Origin of the sequence: Micromonospora sp. NBC_00898, assembly GCF_045207895.1 — a bacterium.
In the GTDB taxonomy this organism is placed as follows: domain Bacteria; phylum Actinomycetota; class Actinomycetes; order Mycobacteriales; family Micromonosporaceae; genus Micromonospora.
Genome location: NZ_CP108775.1, coordinates 1621275 through 1639976, shown reverse-complemented (window position 1 = coordinate 1639976; position 18702 = coordinate 1621275). Strand labels below are relative to the sequence as shown.

The following is an 18702-nucleotide window of genomic DNA, read 5'->3' as shown; positions in this document are numbered from 1 at the left end:
CGGCCGTGTCCATCATCGAGGACGTCGGCGCGCAGGTCCGTGCCGCTGCCGAGGAGCTGCCGCTCGCCCCGCTGGCGCTGGCGCTGGAGAAGTTCGGCCAGGCGTCCGAGCGGCTGCGCTGGGTCCGGCAGGAGTCGGCGAACCCGATGGGAGCGCCGGAGCTCTCCGCCGCCACCGAGCACGCCGAGACCGCCGGGTACGCGCTGCGGGTGGCCCAGGAGCAGCTGGCCGGCTATCTGGCCGCGATCGGACTGGCCGTGGACGGCGCGCCCGCGCCGAAGCCGGAGGACCGGCGGCCGAAGCACGACGCGCCCCGGGACGTGCCGCCGCCGGCGCCGGGGGCGGCGCCCGAGCGGGGCGCCGACCCGACGATGCGGCGCTGGTGGTCGGTGCGGGTGGCGGAGCTGACCGGCGGCCGGGAAGGTCCGCCGGACGCGCCGGACGAGCGGGTCGACGACGCCCGCGAGCTGCTGCGCCGGGTGGTCACCGGGATCCGCGCCGGTGATCGGGACCGGCTGCACACGGAGCTGCGCCGGGCGCACGCCGACGTCGGGCTCGGGCTGGCCGCGGTCGCCCCGCCGCTGCTGCGCGACCTGGCCGGCGAACTCCTCGGCCACCCGCCCCGGGCCGACGACCTGGGCCGGCTGCGCCGGGAGCTGGCCGGCCGGGTCCGGGACCTGTTGCCCGGGCTGCCGCCGCCGGTGCTGGACACCCTGCTCACCCGGGTGTGCCGGATGCCCCCGCCCCGCCGCTCCGGCGACCAGGACCAGCCGCACGCCGCCGACCCGGCGGTCACCGCCGGGGTGGTCACCGGGGTGCTGCTCGCCCGGCTCGGCCGGGACCTGCCGACCGACGCCGACGAGCGCCAGCCGGCCCGGAGCTCCGATGGCTGACGTCCGGGGTCAACTGGTGACCCGGGTCCGGGGGATGCTCTCCGAGGCGCTCGGCGCGACCCGCAACCGGCTGGCCGCCGCCGACGCCGAACTGACCGCCGGCACGGAACGGCTGGCCCGGGTGCGGCGCGCCGCGGCGGCCGTACCGGATCGGGTCGGCGAGGCCCGCGACCGCCGGCTGGCCGAGATCGACGCCCGCCACACCGCGCGGATCGCGGCGCTGGCCCGCCGGGCCGCGGCGGCCGCGCAGCGCGAGGCCCCCGGCGCGGCCTCGGCGCCCTGGTCGCGGTGGCGGGTCACGCCCGCCGGCCGGGCCGAGCCGCCCGGCGCGGTGCGGATCGGCACCGTCCGGATCCCCGACGCCGAGCCGGTGCCGGCGCTGGTGCCGCTGCTGGACGCGGGCCACGTGCACCTGGCCGGCAGTGACGGCGCGGGCATCGCCGCGGTGGTGCCGGCCCTGCTGCTGCGCTCCGTCGGCCGCGCCGACCCGGGCGCGGTGCGCCTCTTCGGGTACGACCCGGAGCACCTCGGCGGCGGGCTGGCCGGGTTCGCCCCGCTGGGCACCGCCGGGCTGCTCGCCTTCGTCGGCCCCGGCGGGCTGGGCCGGTTGCTGGACGACCTGGTGGAGCAGATCCGCCGGATCAACGAGACCGTGCTGGCCGGTGAGTACGGTTCGCTGCGCGAGCTGGCCGCGGCGACCGGCCGCCGCCCGGAGCCGTGGCGGGTGGCGGTGCTGCTCGGCGGCGACGAGCTGTCCCGGCACGAGCGCGGCCAACTGGACCGGGTGGTCCGCACCGGCGCCGCGTGCGGGGTGCACCTGGTGGTCCGTGGCATCGAGCTGCCCGACGACCCGACCGTCTCCCGGATCGTGGTGGAGCCCGACGGCGTCCGGATCGGCGGGCTGCCGGTCACCCTGGACGACCCGCCGCCGGCCACCCTGGTCACCGAGACCTGCCGGGAGGTGGCGACCCGGGTCAACGCCGGCCCGCCGCCGGCGCCCTTCGCCGACCTGCTCCCGCCGCCGGAACGGATGTGGCAGGAGGACTCGGCGCACGGGCTGACCGCCCCGATCGGCGAGGGCCCGCACGGCCGGCCGGTGCTGCTCACCCTCGGCGACTACCCACCGCACGCCCTGATCGGTGGTCCGTCCGGCACCGGCAAGACAAACCTGATCTTCGCTTGGATCGGCGCGCTGGCCTCCCGCTACTCCCCCGCCGAGCTGGAGTTCTATCTGCTGGACTTCAAGGAGGGGGTGTCCTTCGCCCGGTTCGCTCAGGGCCGGCGGGACCCGAGCTGGCTGCCGCACATGCGGCTGGTCGGCATCAACGTCAACACCGACCGCGAGTTCGGGCTGGCGCTGCTGCGCTTCCTCGCCGAGGAGCTGCGCCGCCGGGCGGACGCGGCCAAGAAGCACGAGGTGACCAAGCTGGCCGAGCTGCGGGCGGTGGACCCGACCGGGCACTGGCCGCGGATCGTCGCGGTGGTCGACGAGTTCCAGGCACTGCTCGCCGGCCGGGACGTGGTGGCCCGCGAGGCCGCCGACCTGCTGGAGGACCTGGCCCGGCGGGGCCGCTCGCAGGGCATCCACCTGGTGCTCGCCTCGCAGGACGTGCGCGGCATCGAGGCGCTGTGGGGGCGGCCCGCCCTGGTCGCCCAGTTCACCCTGCGCATCGCGCTGCCCAAGGCGCTGCGCATCCTGGCCGAGCGCAACGACGCCGCCCAGTCGCTGCCCCGGCACCACGCCGTGGTCAACGCCGAGTCCGGGCTGGCCGAGGGGAACGAGGTGGCCCGGATCCCGTCGGCCAGCGACTGGGAGTCCTGGAGCGAGCTGCAGCACCGGCTGTGGCGAATGCGGCCGGCCGACGCCGCCCCGGCCCGGCTCTTCGACGGCGATGCGGTCCCGCGGCTCGCCGACGCGCCGGACTTCCGGGCGCTGACCGCGCCCGAGGAGGGGGTGCCGCGCAGCCCGGTAGCCCTGCTCGGGGAGATCATCGACGTGCAGGCCCGGTCGGCGGCGCTGCGACTGCCCCGCGCCCCCGGCCGGAACCTGGCGGTGCTCGGCACCCGGGTCGACGAGGCCTGCGCGGTGCTGGACGCCGCCGCCCGGTCGCTGGCCCGCCAGCACCGCCCCGGCACCGCCCGGTTCTCCATCGCCTGCCTCGACCCCGACGCCGACCCGGCCGCCCGGGCCCTCTACGAGGACCTGGCCGACGACGCGGCCTGGTACGACGAGGAGACGCTCCCCGAGCTGATGGCCGAGGTGGGCGACTCGCTCGGCGCGCCGGGCACCCGCAACACCCCGCACTACCTGCTGCTCTACGCGGTCGACGCGGCGTCCGGTCAGCTCGCCGGAAAGGCCGGGCGGCGGACCGGGCTGGAGCAGCTGCGGCGGATCCTGCACGACGGGCCGGAACGGCGTACCCACGTGCTGGCCTGGTGGCGCGGGGTGGCGCGGATGCGGGTGGACCTGGGCGGGCCGGCCGCCCGCACCGACCAGATCGGCGCGTGGGTGGCGCTCGACGTGCAGGGCGGGGAGCTGGGCTCTTCGCTCTACCCGGGCAGCGGCGGGCCGGACTGGTATCCCCGGCCGTGGCGGGGACTCTACTTCGACCGTGCGGCGCACCGCACCGGACAGGTGATCATCCCTTATGGTCCGTCCCGATGAACGAACCGGTCGCCAGTGAGACGTACACCGCCCAGCTCCGTCGGCTCGCCGAGCTGACCGCGCGGGGGGCCACCCAGCGCGCCGAGGCGCACGGCTGGTACGCCCAGCAGATCGCCGCCGCGGACCGGGCCGTGGCCGAGGCGGCAGCGCAGGTCCGCCGCGCCGAGGCGGAGGTGGCCGAGGCGCGGGAGCTGGTGGAACGGGTCGACGCGGAAGCCGCGCACCTGTGGCAGCAGCTCCGCGTCCGGCTGGGTGGGGGCGCCCGCCGGCTCGGTGACCCGCCGGGGCCGGCCCGGGACGCCACCGGCGATCCGGTGCCGCTGCTGCGCGGGGTGCGGGAGCTGCTGGACCGCACCCGGCAGCCGGGCGAGCTGCCCGGCTCGGTCAACCCGCTGCTGGCGCTGTGCGGGGTCGGCGGGTCCGTGGCCGCGTACGCCCTGGGGGCGGGCGCCCGCGCGGTCGGCGCGGGCAACGGCGGCGATCTGGCGGTGGGGATGCCGGTGCTGGCGCTGGTGGTGACCCTGGTCGGCCCGCTGCTGGGGCTGGCGCCGGCTCGCCTGCTGGCCGACCGCCGGCACGCGATGCTGGGACCCCGCCCGATCATCGTCACCCTGCTCGCCGGCCTGCTGACCACCGTCCTCCTACTCACCGTCGCCCCCCGCTGACCCCCTCCCCTCCCCCGGGTTCACCCTCTCCCGATCATGAAATCGTTGTCGTCCGGCCCGGCGTGTCGCGACAACAACTTCATGATCGACGGGGTGGTCCGGGGGGGTGCCCGGGGGGTGCCGGGGGGGTCAGGTGGGGGTGAGGACGGATTCGGTGAGGAGGCGGCGGGCGAGGACGAGGCGGTCGGCGTCGTCATCGAGGCCGGGGAGGTCACCTACGCGGGTGACCTCGCCGGTGAGGACGGCGCGCAGGGCCGGCTCGCAGGTGCCGGGGAGGGTGATGGTGCGGTCGAAGAGGCGCAGGGCCACCTTGCCGTCGCCGGTCGGGGTGAGCTGCCAGCGCAGGCCCGCCCGCACCGTCACCCGACTGTCCGGGTCCAGCGCGGCCAGTGCCGCCGCCTGGGCGAGCGGGCGGATCGGAGCTGGGCGGGCCGCCGGCCAGGCCCGATTGCCCAGCCGGGCGGCGATCGCGGCGGGGTCGGCCCGCAGCAGCCAGTCGCGCAGTGCCTCGACCGTCTCGGTCAGCTCCGGCTCGATCGCGTCCGGGTCGGCGACGTCGGTGCCGAAGGGCAGCCCGGCACGCAGTCGGGGGTCCTCGGCGGCGAGCGCGAGCAGCTCCTCGACCAGGGCGTACCGGGTCAGCGCCCGGATGCCGACGGTCAGGTGCAGCGAGCTGGACTCCTGGGCCTGGGCGCTGTGCAGCCAGCCGCGCGGCAGGTAGAGCGCGTCACCCGGCTCGAGCACCACGTCCAGCGCGGCGGTCCCCTCGGCGGTCGCGGCGACCTCGTCGGCCCGCCCGCCCCAGGGCTGCTTCTCCAGCGGGTCGGGCAGCACCGGCGGGTGGATCCGCCAGTGCTTGCGGCCGTCGACCTGGAGCACGAAGACGTCGTGGGTGTCGTAGTGGGTGGCGAAGCCCTGGCTGCCGGCCGGGGTCAGGTAGGCGTTGACCTGCAACGGCTGGCCCAGCGCGGTGCCCAGGTCCCGGGCGAAGTCGACCAGCGCGGGCCAGATCCGGTGCAGGCCCTGCAGCACCAGGGTCGCGCCGGAGGCGTACAACTCCAGGACCTTCTCGTCGAGGACCTGGTCGCCGATCTCCGCGCCCGCGCCGCCGCCGCCCGTGTAGCGCGCCGCCGGCACGAGCTGGCCGTCCTTAGCCACCCGCAGGAACGGGGTACGCAGACCCCGCCGGCTGAGCAGCTCGTCGGCGTCGGCGGGGCTGAGCAGGTCGGTGAAGCCCTGCGGGTTGGGCAGCTCGGCGGCGCGGGAGAGCAGCGGCGCCCTGCCCCAGTGGGCGGCGGCGAACTTCGCCGGCTCCACCGAGATGCACCGGGCGAGGGCGTCGGTGGCGGAAGACGGAACCGCCGGGCGGCCGCGGCCGCCCGGCGGGTCGAGGTGCGTCACGACGATCCGTCAGCGGGCGCTGCCGTCGGCGCCACCGTCGCGCTGGCCCGGGGTCGCGCCGCCGTCGGCCGGGCCCTCGGCACCACCGTCCGCGCCACCGTCCTGCTGGCCCGGGGTCGCGCCACCGTCGGCCGGGCCCTCGGCGCCACGGTCGGCCCCCTGGTCGGCGCCACGCTCCGCGCCACGGTCCGCGCCGCCGTCGGCGCCACCGTCCTGCTGTCCCGGGGTCGCCCCACCGTCGGCCGGGCCCTCGGCGCCGCCGCCGCTGGTGGTCTGCATGTCGTCGTCGTTGAGTGCCATGGGTGCTCCCTCGGGTGTGCCGCCCCGTCGTACGCCGGGGTCCGTCCTGCGGCGGGTGGTACCCCACGCGCGATCTTCTCTAACCACACCGTAGACGGCGGTTCCCGGCGGCACCGACGGTTCGCCTGGGCCCACCCGGGCTCACCCATTGCGGCAGGTCACGCCGTTGAGGGTGGAGGTGGACGGGGACGGTCGGCGCCCGGGTGGTGCCCTGGAAGCCGAAGCGCGGCCACGCCGCGCACCAGCCAGCGGCAGCGGCCGAGCGGTGCCACGATGGACCCCGGACCGGCCGGAGGAGGGCGCAATGGGGGAACCACATTTCGAGCCGCTGGAGCCGCTGCCCGAGGAGTGGCAGCGCGGCTTGGCGGTGGTGGCGCACCCCGACGACCTGGAGTTCGGCGCGGCGGCGGCCGTCGCGCGCTGGACCGAGCAGGGCAAGGAGATCGTGTACTGCCTGGTCACCCGCGGCGAGGCGGGCATCGACGGGATGCGGCCGGAACGCACCCGGGAGATCCGCGAACGGGAGCAGCGCGAGTCGGCCGCCCTGGTCGGGGTGGACACGGTCGAGTTCCTGGGGCTGCCCGACGGCCTGCTGGAGTACGGCGTCGCGCTGCGCCGCGACATCGCCGCGGTGGTCCGCCGGCACCGCCCCGACATCGTCATCACCAACAACTTCCGCGACACCTGGGACGGGGCGTACGCGCTCAACCAGGCTGACCACATCGCCACCGGCCGCGCAGTGCTGGATGCGGTGCGGGACGCCGGCAACCGGTGGATCTTCCCGGAGCAGCTGGTCGACGGCGTCGAGCCGTGGAACCGGGTACGGCAGGTCTGGGCCGCCGCCTCCCCGGAGTCGCGGCGCGGGGTGGACGTGACGGCGACCTTCGACCGGGGCGTGGCGTCGCTGCGGGCGCACGACGCCTACCTGCGCGGGCTCGGGGACGGGAGCTTCGACATGGAGGAGTTCCTGGAGGGGATCAGCCGGCCCGCCGGCACCCGGCTCGGGGTCCGCCACGGCGCCGCCTTCGAGGTCTTCCCCTTCGACCTCTTCTGAGACGGGTCGTGATTCCGGCTCATGCCGCGGCGGTCTCGTCAGGCAGGCCGGCCACGCCAACGTGACGACTTTGATGAGAGGCCGCCCGGGAGCCGTGGTGTTCGGAAGGATCGGCCCAGGGACCGTTCGTCACGCGAGCCGTTTGAGGTGCTGCCATGTCCGGCACGGCGAGTCATCCACGGGCTCCCTCGCGCACCTGGTACCGGCCAATGGGGCGCCCGCCCCACCGACGAGCCGTACCGGACGGTCACTCCGCTGGAACTGCACTTCGACCTGTGCTTCGTGGCCGCGCTGCGGCAGGCCGCGGACCGGCCGTACCACAACCACTACTGGCCAGCGCTCTACTTCGTCGACGCGGACGGCATCATCCGCAACCACCATTCGGGCGAAGGACGCTACGAGCAATCGGAGCGGGTCATCCAGCGGCTGCTCGGCCTCGAGAGCGAACTCGTCCCGTCGAAGGGCTCGGCTTGGAGGCCGAGGCCGACTGGGACCACCTCCGCACCCCGAGACCTATCGCGGCTACGGGCGCGGCGAGCACTTCGCGTCACCGGACGGCGCCGCGTTCGATGAACGCCGCGCCTACCAGGGTCCCCGAGCGCCTGCGCTTCAACCACTGGGCCCTCGCCGGCGAGTGGACGATCGGGTCTGAGAATGTCGTGCTCGACCAGGCCGGCAGGATCATCGCCTGCCGGTTGCGGTCACGGTGTTTCCGGGCGAGAACTACCGCGCGCCGAGGAACTGGACCGAGCAGGCCTACCGCCAGCTGAGCTACGTCAACGAGGTCGACAAGGGCGGCCACTTCGCGGCCCGGGAAGAGCCGGAACTGTGCACGGCGTGGGTCGCCGCCATCAGCCGCCACACCGAGCAGATGATCCGGGCCGTTCGGCGGGCGGGTTAACTCCCGTCGCCGGCGAAGTCGGCGTCCTCCTGCCACTCCAGGGCCTTGTGGAACCGCTTGGCCCGCTCGACGTCGGAGCCGGTCTCGGCGCGGAGCGGTCCATCGCGCCGGGGATTTTCCTGATCCGGTTCTCGCGCCCCGGTGTTTCTGCGTAATTTGAAGCGGTGACGCCCCCGCAGGGCCACCGCCGAGGCGTGCGGCCAGGGAGTTTCCCTGGATCGAGCCGGGGATGGGCAGCGCGGGGGTGATCGGGCCGGCATCGATCCTGTGCCGACTCCCTGAGGTGCGGTGAGAGGAGATCGTCATGAGCTCGACTTCCGTCCCGGAGGGCCCTGGCTCCGTTTCGCAGGCGCCGGGGCTTCCGGCAGGGTTCACCGACACGTTCACCAGCCGGTACGTCGACATCGGCGAGGTGCGCCTGCACGCGGTCGTCGGCGGCGACGGACCGCCGCTGCTGCTGGTGCACGGCTGGCCGCAGAACTGGTACGCGTGGCGCATGCTGATGCCCACCCTGGCCCGGGACTTCAAGGTCATCGCGGTCGACCAGCGCGGCATGGGGCTGTCCGACAAGCCCGAGGACGGGTACGACCCCGGCACCCAGGCCAACGACATGGTCGCGCTGATGGACGCACTCGGCCACCAGCGCTTCGCCGTGGTCGGCACCGACACCGGACTCCCGATCGGCTACGCGCTGGCCGCGGACCACCCGGACCGGATCGACCGGGTGGCCCTCGCCGAGGTTCCCGGGCCTCCGGGGGCGGTCCCCTCACCGCCCATGTTCGCTCCCGGGCCGCTCAACGACCGGTTCTGGCACATCCCCTTCAACCGGATCAACAAGCTGAACGAACAACTCGTCCAGGGACGGGAGAAACTCTTCTTCAGCTGGGAGTTCACCATCCAGGGCGGGAAGCTGCCCGACGACCTGATCAACTACTACGTCGGTCTGCTCTCCAACCCCGACTCCCTGCGCGGCAGCTTCGGGTTCTACCGAGCGTGGGACGCGATGATGACGCAGAACGAGAAGCGCAAGAACACCCGGCTCGCCATGCCCGTCCTGGCGATCGGCGGAGCGGCAAGCAGCGGCGACAAGGTCGGGGAAGCGATGAAGCTCCTCGCGGACGACGTGCAGACCGCGGTCATTCCCAACAGTGGCCACTTCGTCGCCGAGGAAGCTCCCGACGCGATGCTGGCGGCGCTGACCGCCTTCCTTGCCTCGTACCGCGAAGTGGCGGCGGTGGGCGCCTCCAAGGCTTAGCACACCGACGTCACGTCGTTGTCCGCTGCTCGCCGGGGCGGGCCTGAGGGCAGCCACCGCCACCGGGTGCTGATCGCCGACGAGACCGCGTTCCTGCCGTCAGCCCGGCGGACGAGGCCAGACCGGTGGCGGCCCCGCCGCGGCGGTCATCTGGCCAGGCAATTCGCGACGGTGTGCTGCCACGAGTGGTCGTGGCCGCCCGCCACCGCCGCGATGAAAGTCCCCCAACCGCCCGCGCGTCGAGCCGTGCAGCCCCTGCCAGCGCGCCCAGTCGACATGTTCAAGGCAACCCGTCCCGGGCATAGAAGAACCAGCAGGCGCTGCCGCCCTTGGCGCGGATAGTGATCTCGCCTCCCCGGTCTGCGGTCGCGGTCATGCCCGGCCCGGTGGTATCCGAGTCGCCAGCTCCTGGGCGGCATCAACGGCCTAGGCGGTCCCAGGCCACTTGCTGAACGTGCGGCCGGTCGAGCACCTGGCTAGCCTCGGCACCGGACAATCCGTGGACCCGCGGCTCAACGACGTCTCCTGACGGCGCCTCTTCCCCGAAGGACGATGACGCAGCTGACGCGGTCCGTGACCCCTGACGTGCGGCCAGCAGTTGGTGGCGGCCGTAGGCCAACGACAAACTGGCGTTCCACCCCGGCTGGCGCCGATGGTGGCCCACGAGGACAGTCAGCAACCACCGGCGGGGAGCCCTGCCGGGAAATGCCGCAAAGGTGGTCACGGTGGTCTGAAGTGCCGAAGGCGTCAGGGGGCGACGTGAGGATGCCGGCTCCGCTGCTGCGACAGCGCGACGAACCGCTCAGTGCGTCCTTCCCGGAACTGTTCTTCGATCTGGCATTCGTGTTGGCGTTGAGGCAGCTGTCCGGGGTCCTCCTGTCCAACATGACCGTCGCCGGAGCGCTGAACACCGTCCTTCTCCTGTTGCCTCTCTGGTGGGTCTGGGTGGTGACCACCTGGTTCTCCGACTGGTATGCACGCGCCAACCGCAGGGTGCGGACTCTGCTGGTCGGCTCGACCCTGGGCGTGATCTTGATGAGCGCCGCTGTCCCGTACGTCGAGGAGGGACAGGCGGCTCTCTTCGCCGGCACCTACGTCGCCGTTCACGTAGGTCGGAGCGCTTTCGCGGCGCTGGCGCTGCGGGGGCATCCGCTGCGCAGGCGCCCCTTGAGAATCTTCGTCTGTTTCAGCACGTCTGGGGTCCTGTGGCTGGGGGGGCATTCTGGGCGGCGGCGCGAATACCGACGTGGGTGGCGGCGTTGGCACTCGACTATTCCGGGCCGCTACTGGGATGGCGGGCGCCCCGGCTTGGCCGGGCGCGGCCGGAGGAACTGCGACTGCGAGGGGCCCATCTAACCGAGCGGTACCAGCAGATTTTCATCATCGCTCTAGGCGAGCTCCTGTTCTCCGCCGGTCTGGTCTACTCCCGGACCGACAAGGGTCTCCTCCACTCCGCTGCGTTTCTGGTGGTCTTCGCTGCCACGGTGCTGATCGGGTTGTCGTACGTCACTCCGGCGGGAACGTATCTCGGCGCCGCCATCGAGCAGCGTGGTCTGTTTTGGTTCAGCACGCTGACTGGCGACCTGCACCTCGTCATGATCGCCGGCGTCCTGGCCTCCTCCGTCGCCGCTGAAGCTGTCATCGCGCACCCGACTGAACAGGGATCCGGCGCGGCCATCGCCATCACGGTCGCCGGCCCCGCTCTGTTTCTCGCCGGTCGGGTCCTACTGTCCGCCACCATCTACCGCCGGCTGTCCTGGCCCCGCCTGATCGGCCTGCTCGCCATACTCGTCGCCGCCGTCACCGCCCATTGGTTGCCGCTGATCGGCGTCAGCGTCACAACGACCGGAGTGCTTCTCGTGGTGGCCGTCGCCGAGAACCGGCCCACCCAGCCGCATCCGACCGGCAGCTAGTGCCTCGTCATGCAGCCTTGAACGGGTAATCCGGGTGGCGGATTTTGGATCCGATGGCGAATGCGCTGCAACCGCTGACCCTCGGCCATCGACACCTGCCGGACACACCTCCGGACGTCTACCCACCAGCCACCACCTCCCACACGAGTGATGGGAGACAGCCTGCCCGACACGTCCTCAGAATCGAAGGCATCGTCTGCTCCTCATCCGGGTTGGGATTGGGGGTCAGTGACCGGCGTTCTGGCCGCCGTCGACGTGCAGGATCTCGCCGGTGACGAAGGGCGCCGACTCGAGGTAGACGACGGCGTCGACGACGTCGCTGGTCTTACCCATCCGGCCGACCGGGTGCAGGCCGGCGAGCGTCTCGTGGGTCTCGACCGGGTGCATCGGGGTCTTCCGCCCCGGTGGCCAGCAGGTGCGGCAGGGCGCGCCGGGTGAGGTGGAAGAAGCCGGCGAGGTTGATCCCGGTGACCAGGTCGTACTCCTCGTCGGTGTAGTCGGTGAACGGCTTGGCCACGAACACGCCCGCGTTGTTGACCGCTTCGTGTATGTCGTCGCGGATCTCCCACCGCACGCGCAGCAGGCGGAACCAGTGCAGCAGCGCGATGGTTTGTTCGACCACCCACCGGTGCACGCCCAGGCCGGAGCCATGGCCGGTGCCGCGGCGGGCGACGTGTGGGGTGATCCCATAGGCGCGAACTGCGCCGACGGCCCGCCCCACCGGGGTGGAGCGGGCCGGGACGGCGCCGGTCAGGGAATCATCCGGCCCAGGTCCTTCGGCATCTGCGACTTGACGTCCTGCCACTCGCCCTGGGTGACGTGCTGGCGCAGGGTGTCCAGCACCACCTGCACCACCCGCTCAGTGCCGCCCTCCACGTCGTACGGGAAGCCCTGGCGGACCTCGTAGAGGAAGTCCTCCCGGTTCAGCTTGATCGGCACGTTGTCGGGCTGCCAGCCGTCGAAGTACATGCCGCGAACCAGCACCGGCAACTGCTGGGCGAACTCCACGCTCTGCGTCACCGGCATCCGGTCGCGCAGCAGGTGCAGCACCGTGCGCAACGCCGCGTAGGACTGGTTGCGCTGCTCCTTCGGCCAGCCGTACGCCTGCTCGATGTCCTTGAGAATCAGGTTCGTCTTGTCCAGTGAGGACTCGACCGCAGAAATCAGCTGCTCAGCCATCTGCCCACCCCCGTGCGTCGGTTTCCCAGCGTCGGTCGTCGGTGCGGCGCGGCGGCCCGCTGGGCCCCCGCCAGAGCCGGGTCGGGCTGAACCGCCCGGGTCGCTCGCCACGCCGGGGCACGTCGGACTTCCCGACCACGTGCAGCACCCCGCCGCGGCGTGCATCCGCTACCACCCGCACCGTCATGGCCCACCTCCTGTCGGCCTGCGGTCGCGTCGGTCGACGGACCGCACACACCGCCCATGCTGCGGGGAGAGCGGGTGAGCCGGCCTCACCCGACCCGGGTGAATCAGTCCGCGCCGAGCAGGGCCCGCAACTGCTGGCCGTTGCGCTGGGCGTAGTCGCGGTAGCAGTTGTTCATCAGCACGTGCGTCTGCTCGGCCTCACCGGCCAGCTCGCGCAGCTTCGGCGCCCAGTCCCGCAGCTCCCGCTCGGAGTACTCGTAGCCGAACTTCTCGTGGATGTCCTTGCTGGTCCACTTGTCGCTGTGCCCGTGGAACCGGACCACCGCCAGGTCCGCGGTCGCGGCCAACACCGGCGGGACGGAGGACCTGTGCCCCTGCGGCATGTCGACGCAGACGTACGCCAGTTCGTGCTCGCGCAGGAAGCTCAGCGTCTCGTCGCAGTTGTCACCGTCGAACCAGGACGCGTGCCGGAACTCGAAGACCGGGCGCAGCGGGGCGCAGCGCCGCGCCACCTCCAGCAGGTACTGCTTGTTGTCCCGCTTGATGGTGAACCAGGGCGGGAACTGGAACAGCAACGCGCCGAGCCGGTCCGCCTCGACCAGCGGGTCCAGGGCGGACAGGAAGCGGGTCCAGACCTCCTCGTACGCCTGCGGCGGCAGGTCGTCGGGGTAGACGTTCTTCTTGTCCGTCTCCGGGCGCAGATCCTTGTAGAGCGCGCCGACCCGGGTCGGATGCCCGGTCAGCAGGCTGAACGCCTTGATGTTGAAGGTGAACCCGGGCGGGGTGCGGTCCACCCACAGCCGCGCCGTCCGCTCGGCGGGCGGCGAGTAGTAGGTGGCGTCGACCTCCACCAGCGGGAACTGTCTGGCGTAGTGGGCCAGCCGTTTCTCCGGGGTGTCCGCCGTCTGCGGATACCAGCCGGAGTCGAGCAGGGTCCGGTCGGTCCACGAGGCGGTGCCCACCTTGATCTCACCCATGGGTGGAGTCCACCGCGTGTCGGACCGACCGGCAACTCGCCGCGGCGCTCAGGCCGCCCGCCGCTCCCGGGTCTGCTTGCACGCCACGCAGGAGGTGGCCGACGGGAAGATCTCCAGTCGCTCCACCGGGATCGGTGCGGAGCACCCCTCGCAGAACCCGTAGGTGCCCTCGTCGAGCCGGGTCAGCGCGTGCTCGAACTGGGCGCGCCGGTCCAGGATGGTGCGCAGCAGGGACTGCGCGGTGTCCCGCTCGGCGGTCTTGGTGCCGCTGTCGGCCTGGTCGTCGCCGGCGGTGTCGCCGACCTCCACCAGGCGCAGCACCTGGCTCTGCAGCACCGCCTGGTCGTACTCCGCGGTCAGCTCGTCGTAGCGCGACCGCAGGGACTCCCGGATCTGGTCGATCTCCGCCTGGGACCGGCCCGTGGCTACCGTGTCGTGGACGAGCATCGCTGCCTGCCTTTCGTGGGGCCTCACATCGGTCCGGGGCGCTGCGACGCCCCGGACCTGTTCGTCGGTGGCCCGGGTGAGATCACCCGTGCTCTGTGAGCCGGGCGATTACCCGCACCCGGAAAGAATCAAACCGACGATTTTTCGCCCGCCGACGGGTCGCCTGTCCGGTTCGCCACGGCAGGTCCGCGGGTCGGCTCAGCCCGGCTCCACCACCGCCGGGCGGCGGGGGTCGTCGACCCGGACCACCACGTCGGCGAAGGAGGCCGGCGCGACCTCGTCGGCGTACCGGGCGAAGGCGGGCAGCGTCCAGCGCAGGTCCGGGTCGGTACGCCGGGCCAGCGCGGCCGGGGTGAGTTCCAGGTGCACGGTGACATCGAAGGGCAGCCCGCCGCCGAGCAGCAGCGCCCCGCTGACCAGCACGACCCCACCGGGCGGCAGCTCGACGTACCCGACGCGGCTGGCCCGATCGGTCGCGGCGTCCCAGAGCGACGGGAGCAGTCGACCCGACCCGTCCGCGCCGGCCGGGTCGAGCACCTCCCGGCGCAGCCCGGTCTCGTCGACCCAGCCCTCGTAGTAGGCGTCGGGGTTGGTCCGGCCCTGTTCCAGGCGCACCGAGGCGGGGCGGAGGAAGTCGGTGGCGAGCACGTGCAGCACCGGGCGCCCGGCGGCGCGCAGCGGGTCGACCAGGGCCGCGGCCAGCGCGTCGGGATTGGCGGCCGGGGGACCGTCGACGGCGACCCGGAGCCGGCCCGACACGGCGGTGCCGGCGAGCCGGTCGGCCAGCTCGGCGACGAGTCGTTCGGGCGTGATCGGGCGGACGCGCATCCGACCATGGTGCCCGGCCGGGCCGGTGGCCGGCGAGGGACCCGGCGGGCTCAGCCGGTGCGGTCGATGGTGACGCGGGCGTCGTCGGCGAGCCGGTACCCGACGCCGTAGACGGTGGTGACCAGAGGGACGTCCACGCCGACCTTGCCACGCAGCCGCCGGACGTGCACGTCCACCGTGCGGACGCCGGCGTGCTCGTAGCCCCAGACCGCGTTGAGCAGTTGCAGCCGGGTGAAGACCCGGCGCGGGTGGGCGACCAGGTGCAGCAGCAGGTCGAACTCCAGCCGGGTCAGCGGCAGCGGCTCGCCGTCGCGCAGCACCGAGCGGGAGGCGGCCAGGATGTGCAGGGTCGGAATGGTCGGCGCGAGGGGGCGGGACGGGGACCGGCCGGCCGGCACCGGGTCGGGGCGGCGCTCCGCCGGGCCGGCGCCGCTGGAGATGACCGCGTCACCGCGTTCCAGCATCTCCCGGGCGGCCTCCAGCAGCCGGCGCGCGGGTGGGGTCAGGGACTCCTCGCAGGCGAGCGGGATGGACAGGGTCACCGTGAGCACGGGTGCGGCCGTGTTCGCGGGGCGACGCTGGCCGCCGGGTGGACGACCGGGAACCGCGGGTTGGGACGTATGCCATCCGGCGCGCGACGAGGCGGGGCTGACCGACATGGTCCTCCTTGGCTGGTCCGGGTAACTCCCCACGGCCCGGGACGCCGCTTCATCGATGCTTCCCGGCGCCTGTGCGAGGGTCAAGGGGCGGCTACGTTGCATGAATGTGACAATTGACGAACACATCGGAGCCACCCGCTCGCTCTCCGTGCGAGGCCAGATGATTACAGCAGAGTCGCCGGGATGGCCCGATACAGGGGGGGTCCCCGACCGGTTCACATTGGCCGGTGGCATCGCACGGCCGCTGCTCACGCGGTGCGGACACGGGAACGCCGGGGGCCCGGGCCGCGCCGACCCCGGGCACCCGGCCCGCCGCGTGGCTCCGCCGGTTCAGCGCTCCCGGTCCACCTCGACGCGGGCCTCGTCGGCGAGCCGGTAGCCCACGCCGTACACGGTGGTCACCAGCGGGGTGTCCGCGCCGAGCTTGGCGCGCAGCCGGCGGACGTGCACGTCCACGGTCCGGGCCACCGCGTGCTCGTAACCCCAGACGTTGGCGAGCAGTTGCCGACGGGTGAAGACCCGGCGCGGGTGCTCGGCGAGGAAGAGCAGCAGGTCGTACTCGATCCGGGTCAGCGGGATCCCCCGCGGGCCGCGGCGGACGAGCCGGGAGCCGGCCAGGATCCGTACCGCGTCGGGACCGGATGCTGGGACGACGTGCCGCACGGGCCGGCCGCTCAGCGGAACAGCGGCGGGTCAACCCGGTAGCCGGGCACCGACGGCCAGCGCACCGTCAGCACCACCGATTCCCGCTCCGCGTACCAGGAATGGTCGACGCCCCGGCCCCACACCACGTAGTCGCCGGGCGCGCCGAGCACCACCGTGCGGTCCGGCAGCTCCACCCGGAACCGGCCACTGATCAGCACCAGCAGCGCGGTGCGGCGCTCGCCGGTGGCCCATTGTGAACGGGCCTCCCCCGCCGGGTGCACACCCCACTTCACCTCGACCTCGGTGCTGTGCCGGACGTCCCCCGGCGGCTTGAAGTGGCCGAGCAGCCAGCCCGCGTCGGTGGCGCCGTCCACGCCCGCGTTGCCGACGTACACCGAATCGTCCATCCGTCCCCTCCCCCGCCGGGCTGGCAAGCTACCAGGCGCGGCCGGCCGGGGTCCCACTAACCTGGACTGATGACCGACGACCTCGACGCGGAGACGCTCGCCTTCGCGCACCGGATGTTCGACCTGGCGCGCGGTGGGTCGACCGAGGAACTGGCCGGGTACGTCGACGCCGGCCTGCCGGTCAACATGACCAACGACAAGGGCGACACGCTGCTGATCCTCGCCGCGTACCACGCCCACCCGGACACCGTGGCCGCGCTGGCCGCCCGCGGCGCCGACCACGCCCGGATCAACGACCGGGGCCAGACCGCGCTCGCCGCGGCGGTCTTCCGGCAGAACACCGAGGCGGTACGCGTGCTGCTCGACGCCGGCGCCGACCGGACCACGGCAGCCCCTCGGCGGTGGAGACGGCCCGCTTCTTCGACCTGCCGGAGATGCTGGCGGCGCTCGGCCGGAGCTGATCCTCCGGCGGCGTGTCGTCCCCGAGCCGCCCCGGTCGCCGGTGCGCCGGCCGGCGGGGCGGTATACAGATGCGGTGGAAGATCCCGTACCCGAGCAGATGCGCACGGCGGCCGGCGCCCTGCTGGCGGCGCTCGACGAGTCGGGCCGGCAGCGCGCCGGCCACGCCTTCGACGACGAGCCGGCCCGGCGGTGGCTGGAGTACCGGCCGCGACCCCGACCCGGCGTGCCCCTCGCCGACCTGGACGTCGCGGCCCGCAAGGCGGCGCACCGGCTGCTCGCCACCGCGCTGAGCCCGCCGGCCTACGCGCAGGCGATGGCGATCATCGCGCTGGAGGAGGTGCTCGACCGGGCGGAGGGCTGGCGGCGCGGCCGGCACAGCGGCGACTACTGGGTGGCCCTCTTCGGCGACCCGGTCGCCGACGACCGGTGGGGCTGGCGGATCGAGGGGCACCATCTCTCGGTGAGCATGACCGTGGTCGACGACCAGGTCTCCCCCGCCCCGCTCTTCTTCGGTGCCAACCCGGCCACCGTCCGGCACGCCGGCCGGCCGGTCTCCCGGCCGCTCGGTCCGGAGGAGGACCTGGCCCGGGAGCTGCTGGACACGCTCGGGCCGGCGGGACGGGCCGCGGCGATCATCGCCGACGAGGCGCCCGGCGACATCATCAGCGCCACCCGACCGACCGCCCCCGCCCGGCTCGACCCGCTCGGGGTGCCCCGCGACCGCCTGACCCCGACCAGCCGGGCGCTGCTCGACCAGCTCGTCGCCCTCTACCTCGACCGGCTCCCGCCGGAGCTGGCCGCCCGGGAGGCCGGCCGGCTCGACGGTGGGGAGCTGCACTTCGCCTGGGCCGGCCCGACCCGGCCGGGGCAGCGGCACTACTACCGGGTCCAGGGCGACGACCTGCTGATCGAGTACGACAACACCACCGACGACGGCAACCACGCGCACACCGTCCTACGCCGCCCGGCCAGCGACTTCGGCGCCGACGTCCTCGCCGCCCACCACGCCACCGCCCACTGACGCCCGCAGCGGTCCGACGACGGGCGGCGGGTCCGGTCAGGGGCGGCGGGCTTCGATGAGGAAGCGTTGGGCGTGGGCGACGAAGGGGCCCTCGGCGCGGATGCGGTCGTGCAAGCGGCGCAGCTCGTCGCGGTAGCGGTCGACGGTGAAGCCGGGCACGGTCCAGATCACCTTGCGCAGGAAGTAGACCACGGCGGCGATGTCGTGGAAGACCGTCCGCAGGGTGGCCGTACGCAGGTCGACGACCTCCAGCCCGGCGGCCCGGGCGGCGGCGACCGCCTGCTCGGGGTGCCGGCTGGCCGGCGGCGGCAGCGGGCCGAGGATCGCCTCGCTCAGCTCGCGGACCGTGCCCGCGCCGATCTGCTGGGACAGGTAGCTCCCACCGGGGCGGAGCACCCGGACGATCTCGTCCCACCAGGTCTCCACCGGGTGCCGGCTCGTCACCAGGTCGAACGAGCCGTCCCGGAACGGCAGCGGGGGCGCCCCGGCCACCCGGACCACGGTGGCGCCGACCCGGCGCAGCGTCCGGCGGGCGACCTCGACGTTGGGCGGCCAGGCCTCGGTGGCGACCAGCAGCGGCGGCGGCGTGGGTGTCTCCGCGAGCACCTCTCCCCCGCCCGTGTCGATGTCCAGGGCGGCGGCGACCGTGGCCATCCGGGCGCCGACCAGCCGGGCATAGCCCCACGGCGGGCGTTCCTCCGTGGCCCGCCCGGCCAGCCAGGAGAAGTCCCAGCCGTCGACCGGCACGCCGGCGCCCTCGGCGATCAGGTCCTCGAAGTCGCGAACCGCGTGCATCGGGCCAGCCTGCCGCCGCCGCCCGGCATCCGGCAAGCGGATTCCCCAC

At 73.7% G+C, this 18702-nt stretch carries 18 protein-coding genes and 3 pseudogenes; 9 read left to right on the top strand and 12 right to left on the bottom strand.

Annotated elements, in window-relative coordinates; all coding sequences use genetic code 11:
- Positions 1 to 5 precede the first annotated feature (5 nt).
- Genes OG799_RS07895 through OG799_RS07885 form a run of 3 tightly spaced genes read left to right on the top strand, consistent with a single transcriptional unit; the run spans position 6 to position 4223 of the window.
- Positions 6 to 893: a hypothetical protein gene (locus OG799_RS07895; RefSeq protein WP_406044393.1), complete on the top strand. Its 888-nt coding sequence runs from the start codon at positions 6 to 8 to the stop codon at positions 891 to 893.
- A complete protein-coding gene (locus tag OG799_RS07890) occupies positions 886 to 3558 on the top strand; it encodes an FtsK/SpoIIIE domain-containing protein (RefSeq protein WP_406044392.1) in 2673 nt (890 codons plus the stop codon). The genes OG799_RS07895 and OG799_RS07890 overlap by 8 nt, the downstream gene beginning before the upstream one ends.
- Positions 3555 to 4223 carry a hypothetical protein gene (locus OG799_RS07885; protein WP_406044391.1) on the top strand — a complete coding sequence of 223 codons (669 nt, stop codon included), beginning with the start codon at positions 3555 to 3557 and terminating at the stop codon, positions 4221 to 4223. The genes OG799_RS07890 and OG799_RS07885 overlap by 4 nt, the downstream gene beginning before the upstream one ends.
- A gap of 129 nt (positions 4224 to 4352) precedes the next feature.
- Here OG799_RS07885 and OG799_RS07880 read toward each other — a convergent pair whose 3' ends face one another.
- Positions 4353 to 5624 (bottom strand): cupin domain-containing protein, encoded by a 1272-nt coding sequence (locus OG799_RS07880; RefSeq protein ID WP_406044390.1) that lies wholly within the window; start codon positions 5622 to 5624, stop codon positions 4353 to 4355.
- 9 nt (positions 5625 to 5633) lie between these two features.
- Positions 5634 to 5924 carry a hypothetical protein gene (locus OG799_RS07875; protein WP_406044389.1) on the bottom strand — a complete coding sequence of 97 codons (291 nt, stop codon included), beginning with the start codon at positions 5922 to 5924 and terminating at the stop codon, positions 5634 to 5636.
- Positions 5925 to 6228: 304 nt separating this feature from the next.
- Between OG799_RS07875 and OG799_RS07870 the strand changes: the two genes are divergently transcribed.
- The 4 genes and pseudogenes from OG799_RS07870 to OG799_RS07855 all read left to right on the top strand — a co-directional run bounded on the left by OG799_RS07870 (position 6229) and on the right by OG799_RS07855 (position 11047).
- Positions 6229 to 6978 carry a PIG-L deacetylase family protein gene (locus tag OG799_RS07870; protein ID WP_406044388.1) on the top strand — a complete coding sequence of 250 codons (750 nt, stop codon included), beginning with the start codon at positions 6229 to 6231 and terminating at the stop codon, positions 6976 to 6978.
- Positions 6979 to 7684: 706 nt separating this feature from the next.
- Complete coding sequence (locus OG799_RS07865) at positions 7685 to 7879, top strand: hypothetical protein (protein ID WP_406044387.1); 195 nt, start codon at positions 7685 to 7687, stop codon at positions 7877 to 7879.
- A gap of 304 nt (positions 7880 to 8183) precedes the next feature.
- A complete protein-coding gene (locus OG799_RS07860; protein WP_406044386.1) occupies positions 8184 to 9134 on the top strand; it encodes an alpha/beta fold hydrolase in 951 nt (316 codons plus the stop codon).
- Positions 9135 to 9686: 552 nt separating this feature from the next.
- Positions 9687 to 11047: pseudogene (locus OG799_RS07855) on the top strand (low temperature requirement protein A).
- Positions 11048 to 11272: 225 nt separating this feature from the next.
- Here OG799_RS07855 and OG799_RS07850 read toward each other — a convergent pair.
- The 9 genes and pseudogenes from OG799_RS07850 to OG799_RS07810 all read right to left on the bottom strand — a co-directional run bounded on the left by OG799_RS07850 (position 11273) and on the right by OG799_RS07810 (position 16375).
- Positions 11273 to 11380 carry a hypothetical protein gene (locus tag OG799_RS07850; RefSeq protein ID WP_406044385.1) on the bottom strand — a complete coding sequence of 36 codons (108 nt, stop codon included), beginning with the start codon at positions 11378 to 11380 and terminating at the stop codon, positions 11273 to 11275.
- Positions 11373 to 11768: an SDR family oxidoreductase gene (locus OG799_RS07845; protein ID WP_406044384.1), complete on the bottom strand. Its 396-nt coding sequence runs from the start codon at positions 11766 to 11768 to the stop codon at positions 11373 to 11375. Before OG799_RS07845 ends, OG799_RS07850 begins: the two co-directional genes overlap by 8 nt.
- A gap of 29 nt (positions 11769 to 11797) precedes the next feature.
- Positions 11798 to 12226: a DUF2267 domain-containing protein gene (locus OG799_RS07840; RefSeq protein WP_406044383.1), complete on the bottom strand. Its 429-nt coding sequence runs from the start codon at positions 12224 to 12226 to the stop codon at positions 11798 to 11800.
- A 290-nt stretch (positions 12227 to 12516) separates the two neighbouring features.
- Entirely contained in the window at positions 12517 to 13389 is an 873-nt protein-coding gene (locus tag OG799_RS07835) for a DUF72 domain-containing protein (RefSeq protein ID WP_406044382.1), read from the bottom strand.
- 48 nt (positions 13390 to 13437) lie between these two features.
- Positions 13438 to 13836 carry a TraR/DksA family transcriptional regulator gene (locus OG799_RS07830; protein ID WP_406044381.1) on the bottom strand — a complete coding sequence of 133 codons (399 nt, stop codon included), beginning with the start codon at positions 13834 to 13836 and terminating at the stop codon, positions 13438 to 13440.
- Between the two features lie 198 nt (positions 13837 to 14034).
- Positions 14035 to 14664: a uridine kinase gene (locus OG799_RS07825; protein ID WP_406044380.1), complete on the bottom strand. Its 630-nt coding sequence runs from the start codon at positions 14662 to 14664 to the stop codon at positions 14035 to 14037.
- Between the two features lie 50 nt (positions 14665 to 14714).
- Entirely contained in the window at positions 14715 to 15323 is a 609-nt protein-coding gene (locus OG799_RS07820; RefSeq protein WP_406044379.1) for a winged helix-turn-helix domain-containing protein, read from the bottom strand.
- A gap of 330 nt (positions 15324 to 15653) precedes the next feature.
- A pseudogene (locus OG799_RS07815) lies at positions 15654 to 16007 on the bottom strand (winged helix-turn-helix domain-containing protein); the annotation flags it as partial.
- The gene (locus OG799_RS07810) at positions 15998 to 16375 is read right to left on the bottom strand and encodes a signal peptidase I (RefSeq protein ID WP_406044378.1); all 378 of its coding nucleotides are present in this window, start codon (positions 16373 to 16375) and stop codon (positions 15998 to 16000) included. The pseudogene OG799_RS07815 and the gene OG799_RS07810, both read right to left, overlap by 10 nt.
- 69 nt (positions 16376 to 16444) lie before the next feature.
- Here OG799_RS07810 and OG799_RS07805 point away from each other — a divergent pair.
- Positions 16445 to 16717 (top strand): annotated as a pseudogene (locus OG799_RS07805) (ankyrin repeat domain-containing protein); the annotation flags it as partial.
- Positions 16718 to 16934: 217 nt separating this feature from the next.
- A complete protein-coding gene (locus OG799_RS07800; RefSeq protein WP_406046234.1) occupies positions 16935 to 17858 on the top strand; it encodes a DUF3500 domain-containing protein in 924 nt (307 codons plus the stop codon).
- Positions 17859 to 17894: 36 nt separating this feature from the next.
- On the opposite strand, the gene OG799_RS07795 is transcribed toward OG799_RS07800, so the two are convergent.
- Entirely contained in the window at positions 17895 to 18653 is a 759-nt protein-coding gene (locus tag OG799_RS07795; protein ID WP_406044377.1) for a class I SAM-dependent methyltransferase, read from the bottom strand.
- Between the last annotated feature and the right edge of the window lie 49 nt (positions 18654 to 18702).

Bases quoted from the DNA above. Each gene is read 5' to 3' on its own strand.
- OG799_RS07835 (WP_406044382.1), bottom strand. From the start codon at position 13,389: ATGGGTGAGATCAAGGTGGGCACCGCCTCGTGGACCGACCGGACCCTG.
- OG799_RS07840 (WP_406044383.1), bottom strand. From the start codon at position 12,226: ATGGCTGAGCAGCTGATTTCTGCGGTCGAGTCCTCACTGGACAAGACG.
- OG799_RS07885 (WP_406044391.1), top strand. From the start codon at position 3,555: ATGAACGAACCGGTCGCCAGTGAGACGTACACCGCCCAGCTCCGTCGG.
- OG799_RS07795 (WP_406044377.1), bottom strand. From the start codon at position 18,653: ATGCACGCGGTTCGCGACTTCGAGGACCTGATCGCCGAGGGCGCCGGC.
- OG799_RS07820 (WP_406044379.1), bottom strand. From the start codon at position 15,323: ATGTCGGTCAGCCCCGCCTCGTCGCGCGCCGGATGGCATACGTCCCAA.
- OG799_RS07810 (WP_406044378.1), bottom strand. From the start codon at position 16,375: ATGGACGATTCGGTGTACGTCGGCAACGCGGGCGTGGACGGCGCCACC.
- OG799_RS07860 (WP_406044386.1), top strand. From the start codon at position 8,184: ATGAGCTCGACTTCCGTCCCGGAGGGCCCTGGCTCCGTTTCGCAGGCG.
- OG799_RS07890 (WP_406044392.1), top strand. From the start codon at position 886: ATGGCTGACGTCCGGGGTCAACTGGTGACCCGGGTCCGGGGGATGCTC.
- OG799_RS07870 (WP_406044388.1), top strand. From the start codon at position 6,229: ATGGGGGAACCACATTTCGAGCCGCTGGAGCCGCTGCCCGAGGAGTGG.
- OG799_RS07875 (WP_406044389.1), bottom strand. From the start codon at position 5,924: ATGGCACTCAACGACGACGACATGCAGACCACCAGCGGCGGCGGCGCC.
- OG799_RS07800 (WP_406046234.1), top strand. From the start codon at position 16,935: ATGCGCACGGCGGCCGGCGCCCTGCTGGCGGCGCTCGACGAGTCGGGC.
- OG799_RS07825 (WP_406044380.1), bottom strand. From the start codon at position 14,664: ATGCGCGTCCGCCCGATCACGCCCGAACGACTCGTCGCCGAGCTGGCC.
- OG799_RS07830 (WP_406044381.1), bottom strand. From the start codon at position 13,836: ATGCTCGTCCACGACACGGTAGCCACGGGCCGGTCCCAGGCGGAGATC.
- OG799_RS07850 (WP_406044385.1), bottom strand. From the start codon at position 11,380: ATGGGTAAGACCAGCGACGTCGTCGACGCCGTCGTCTACCTCGAGTCG.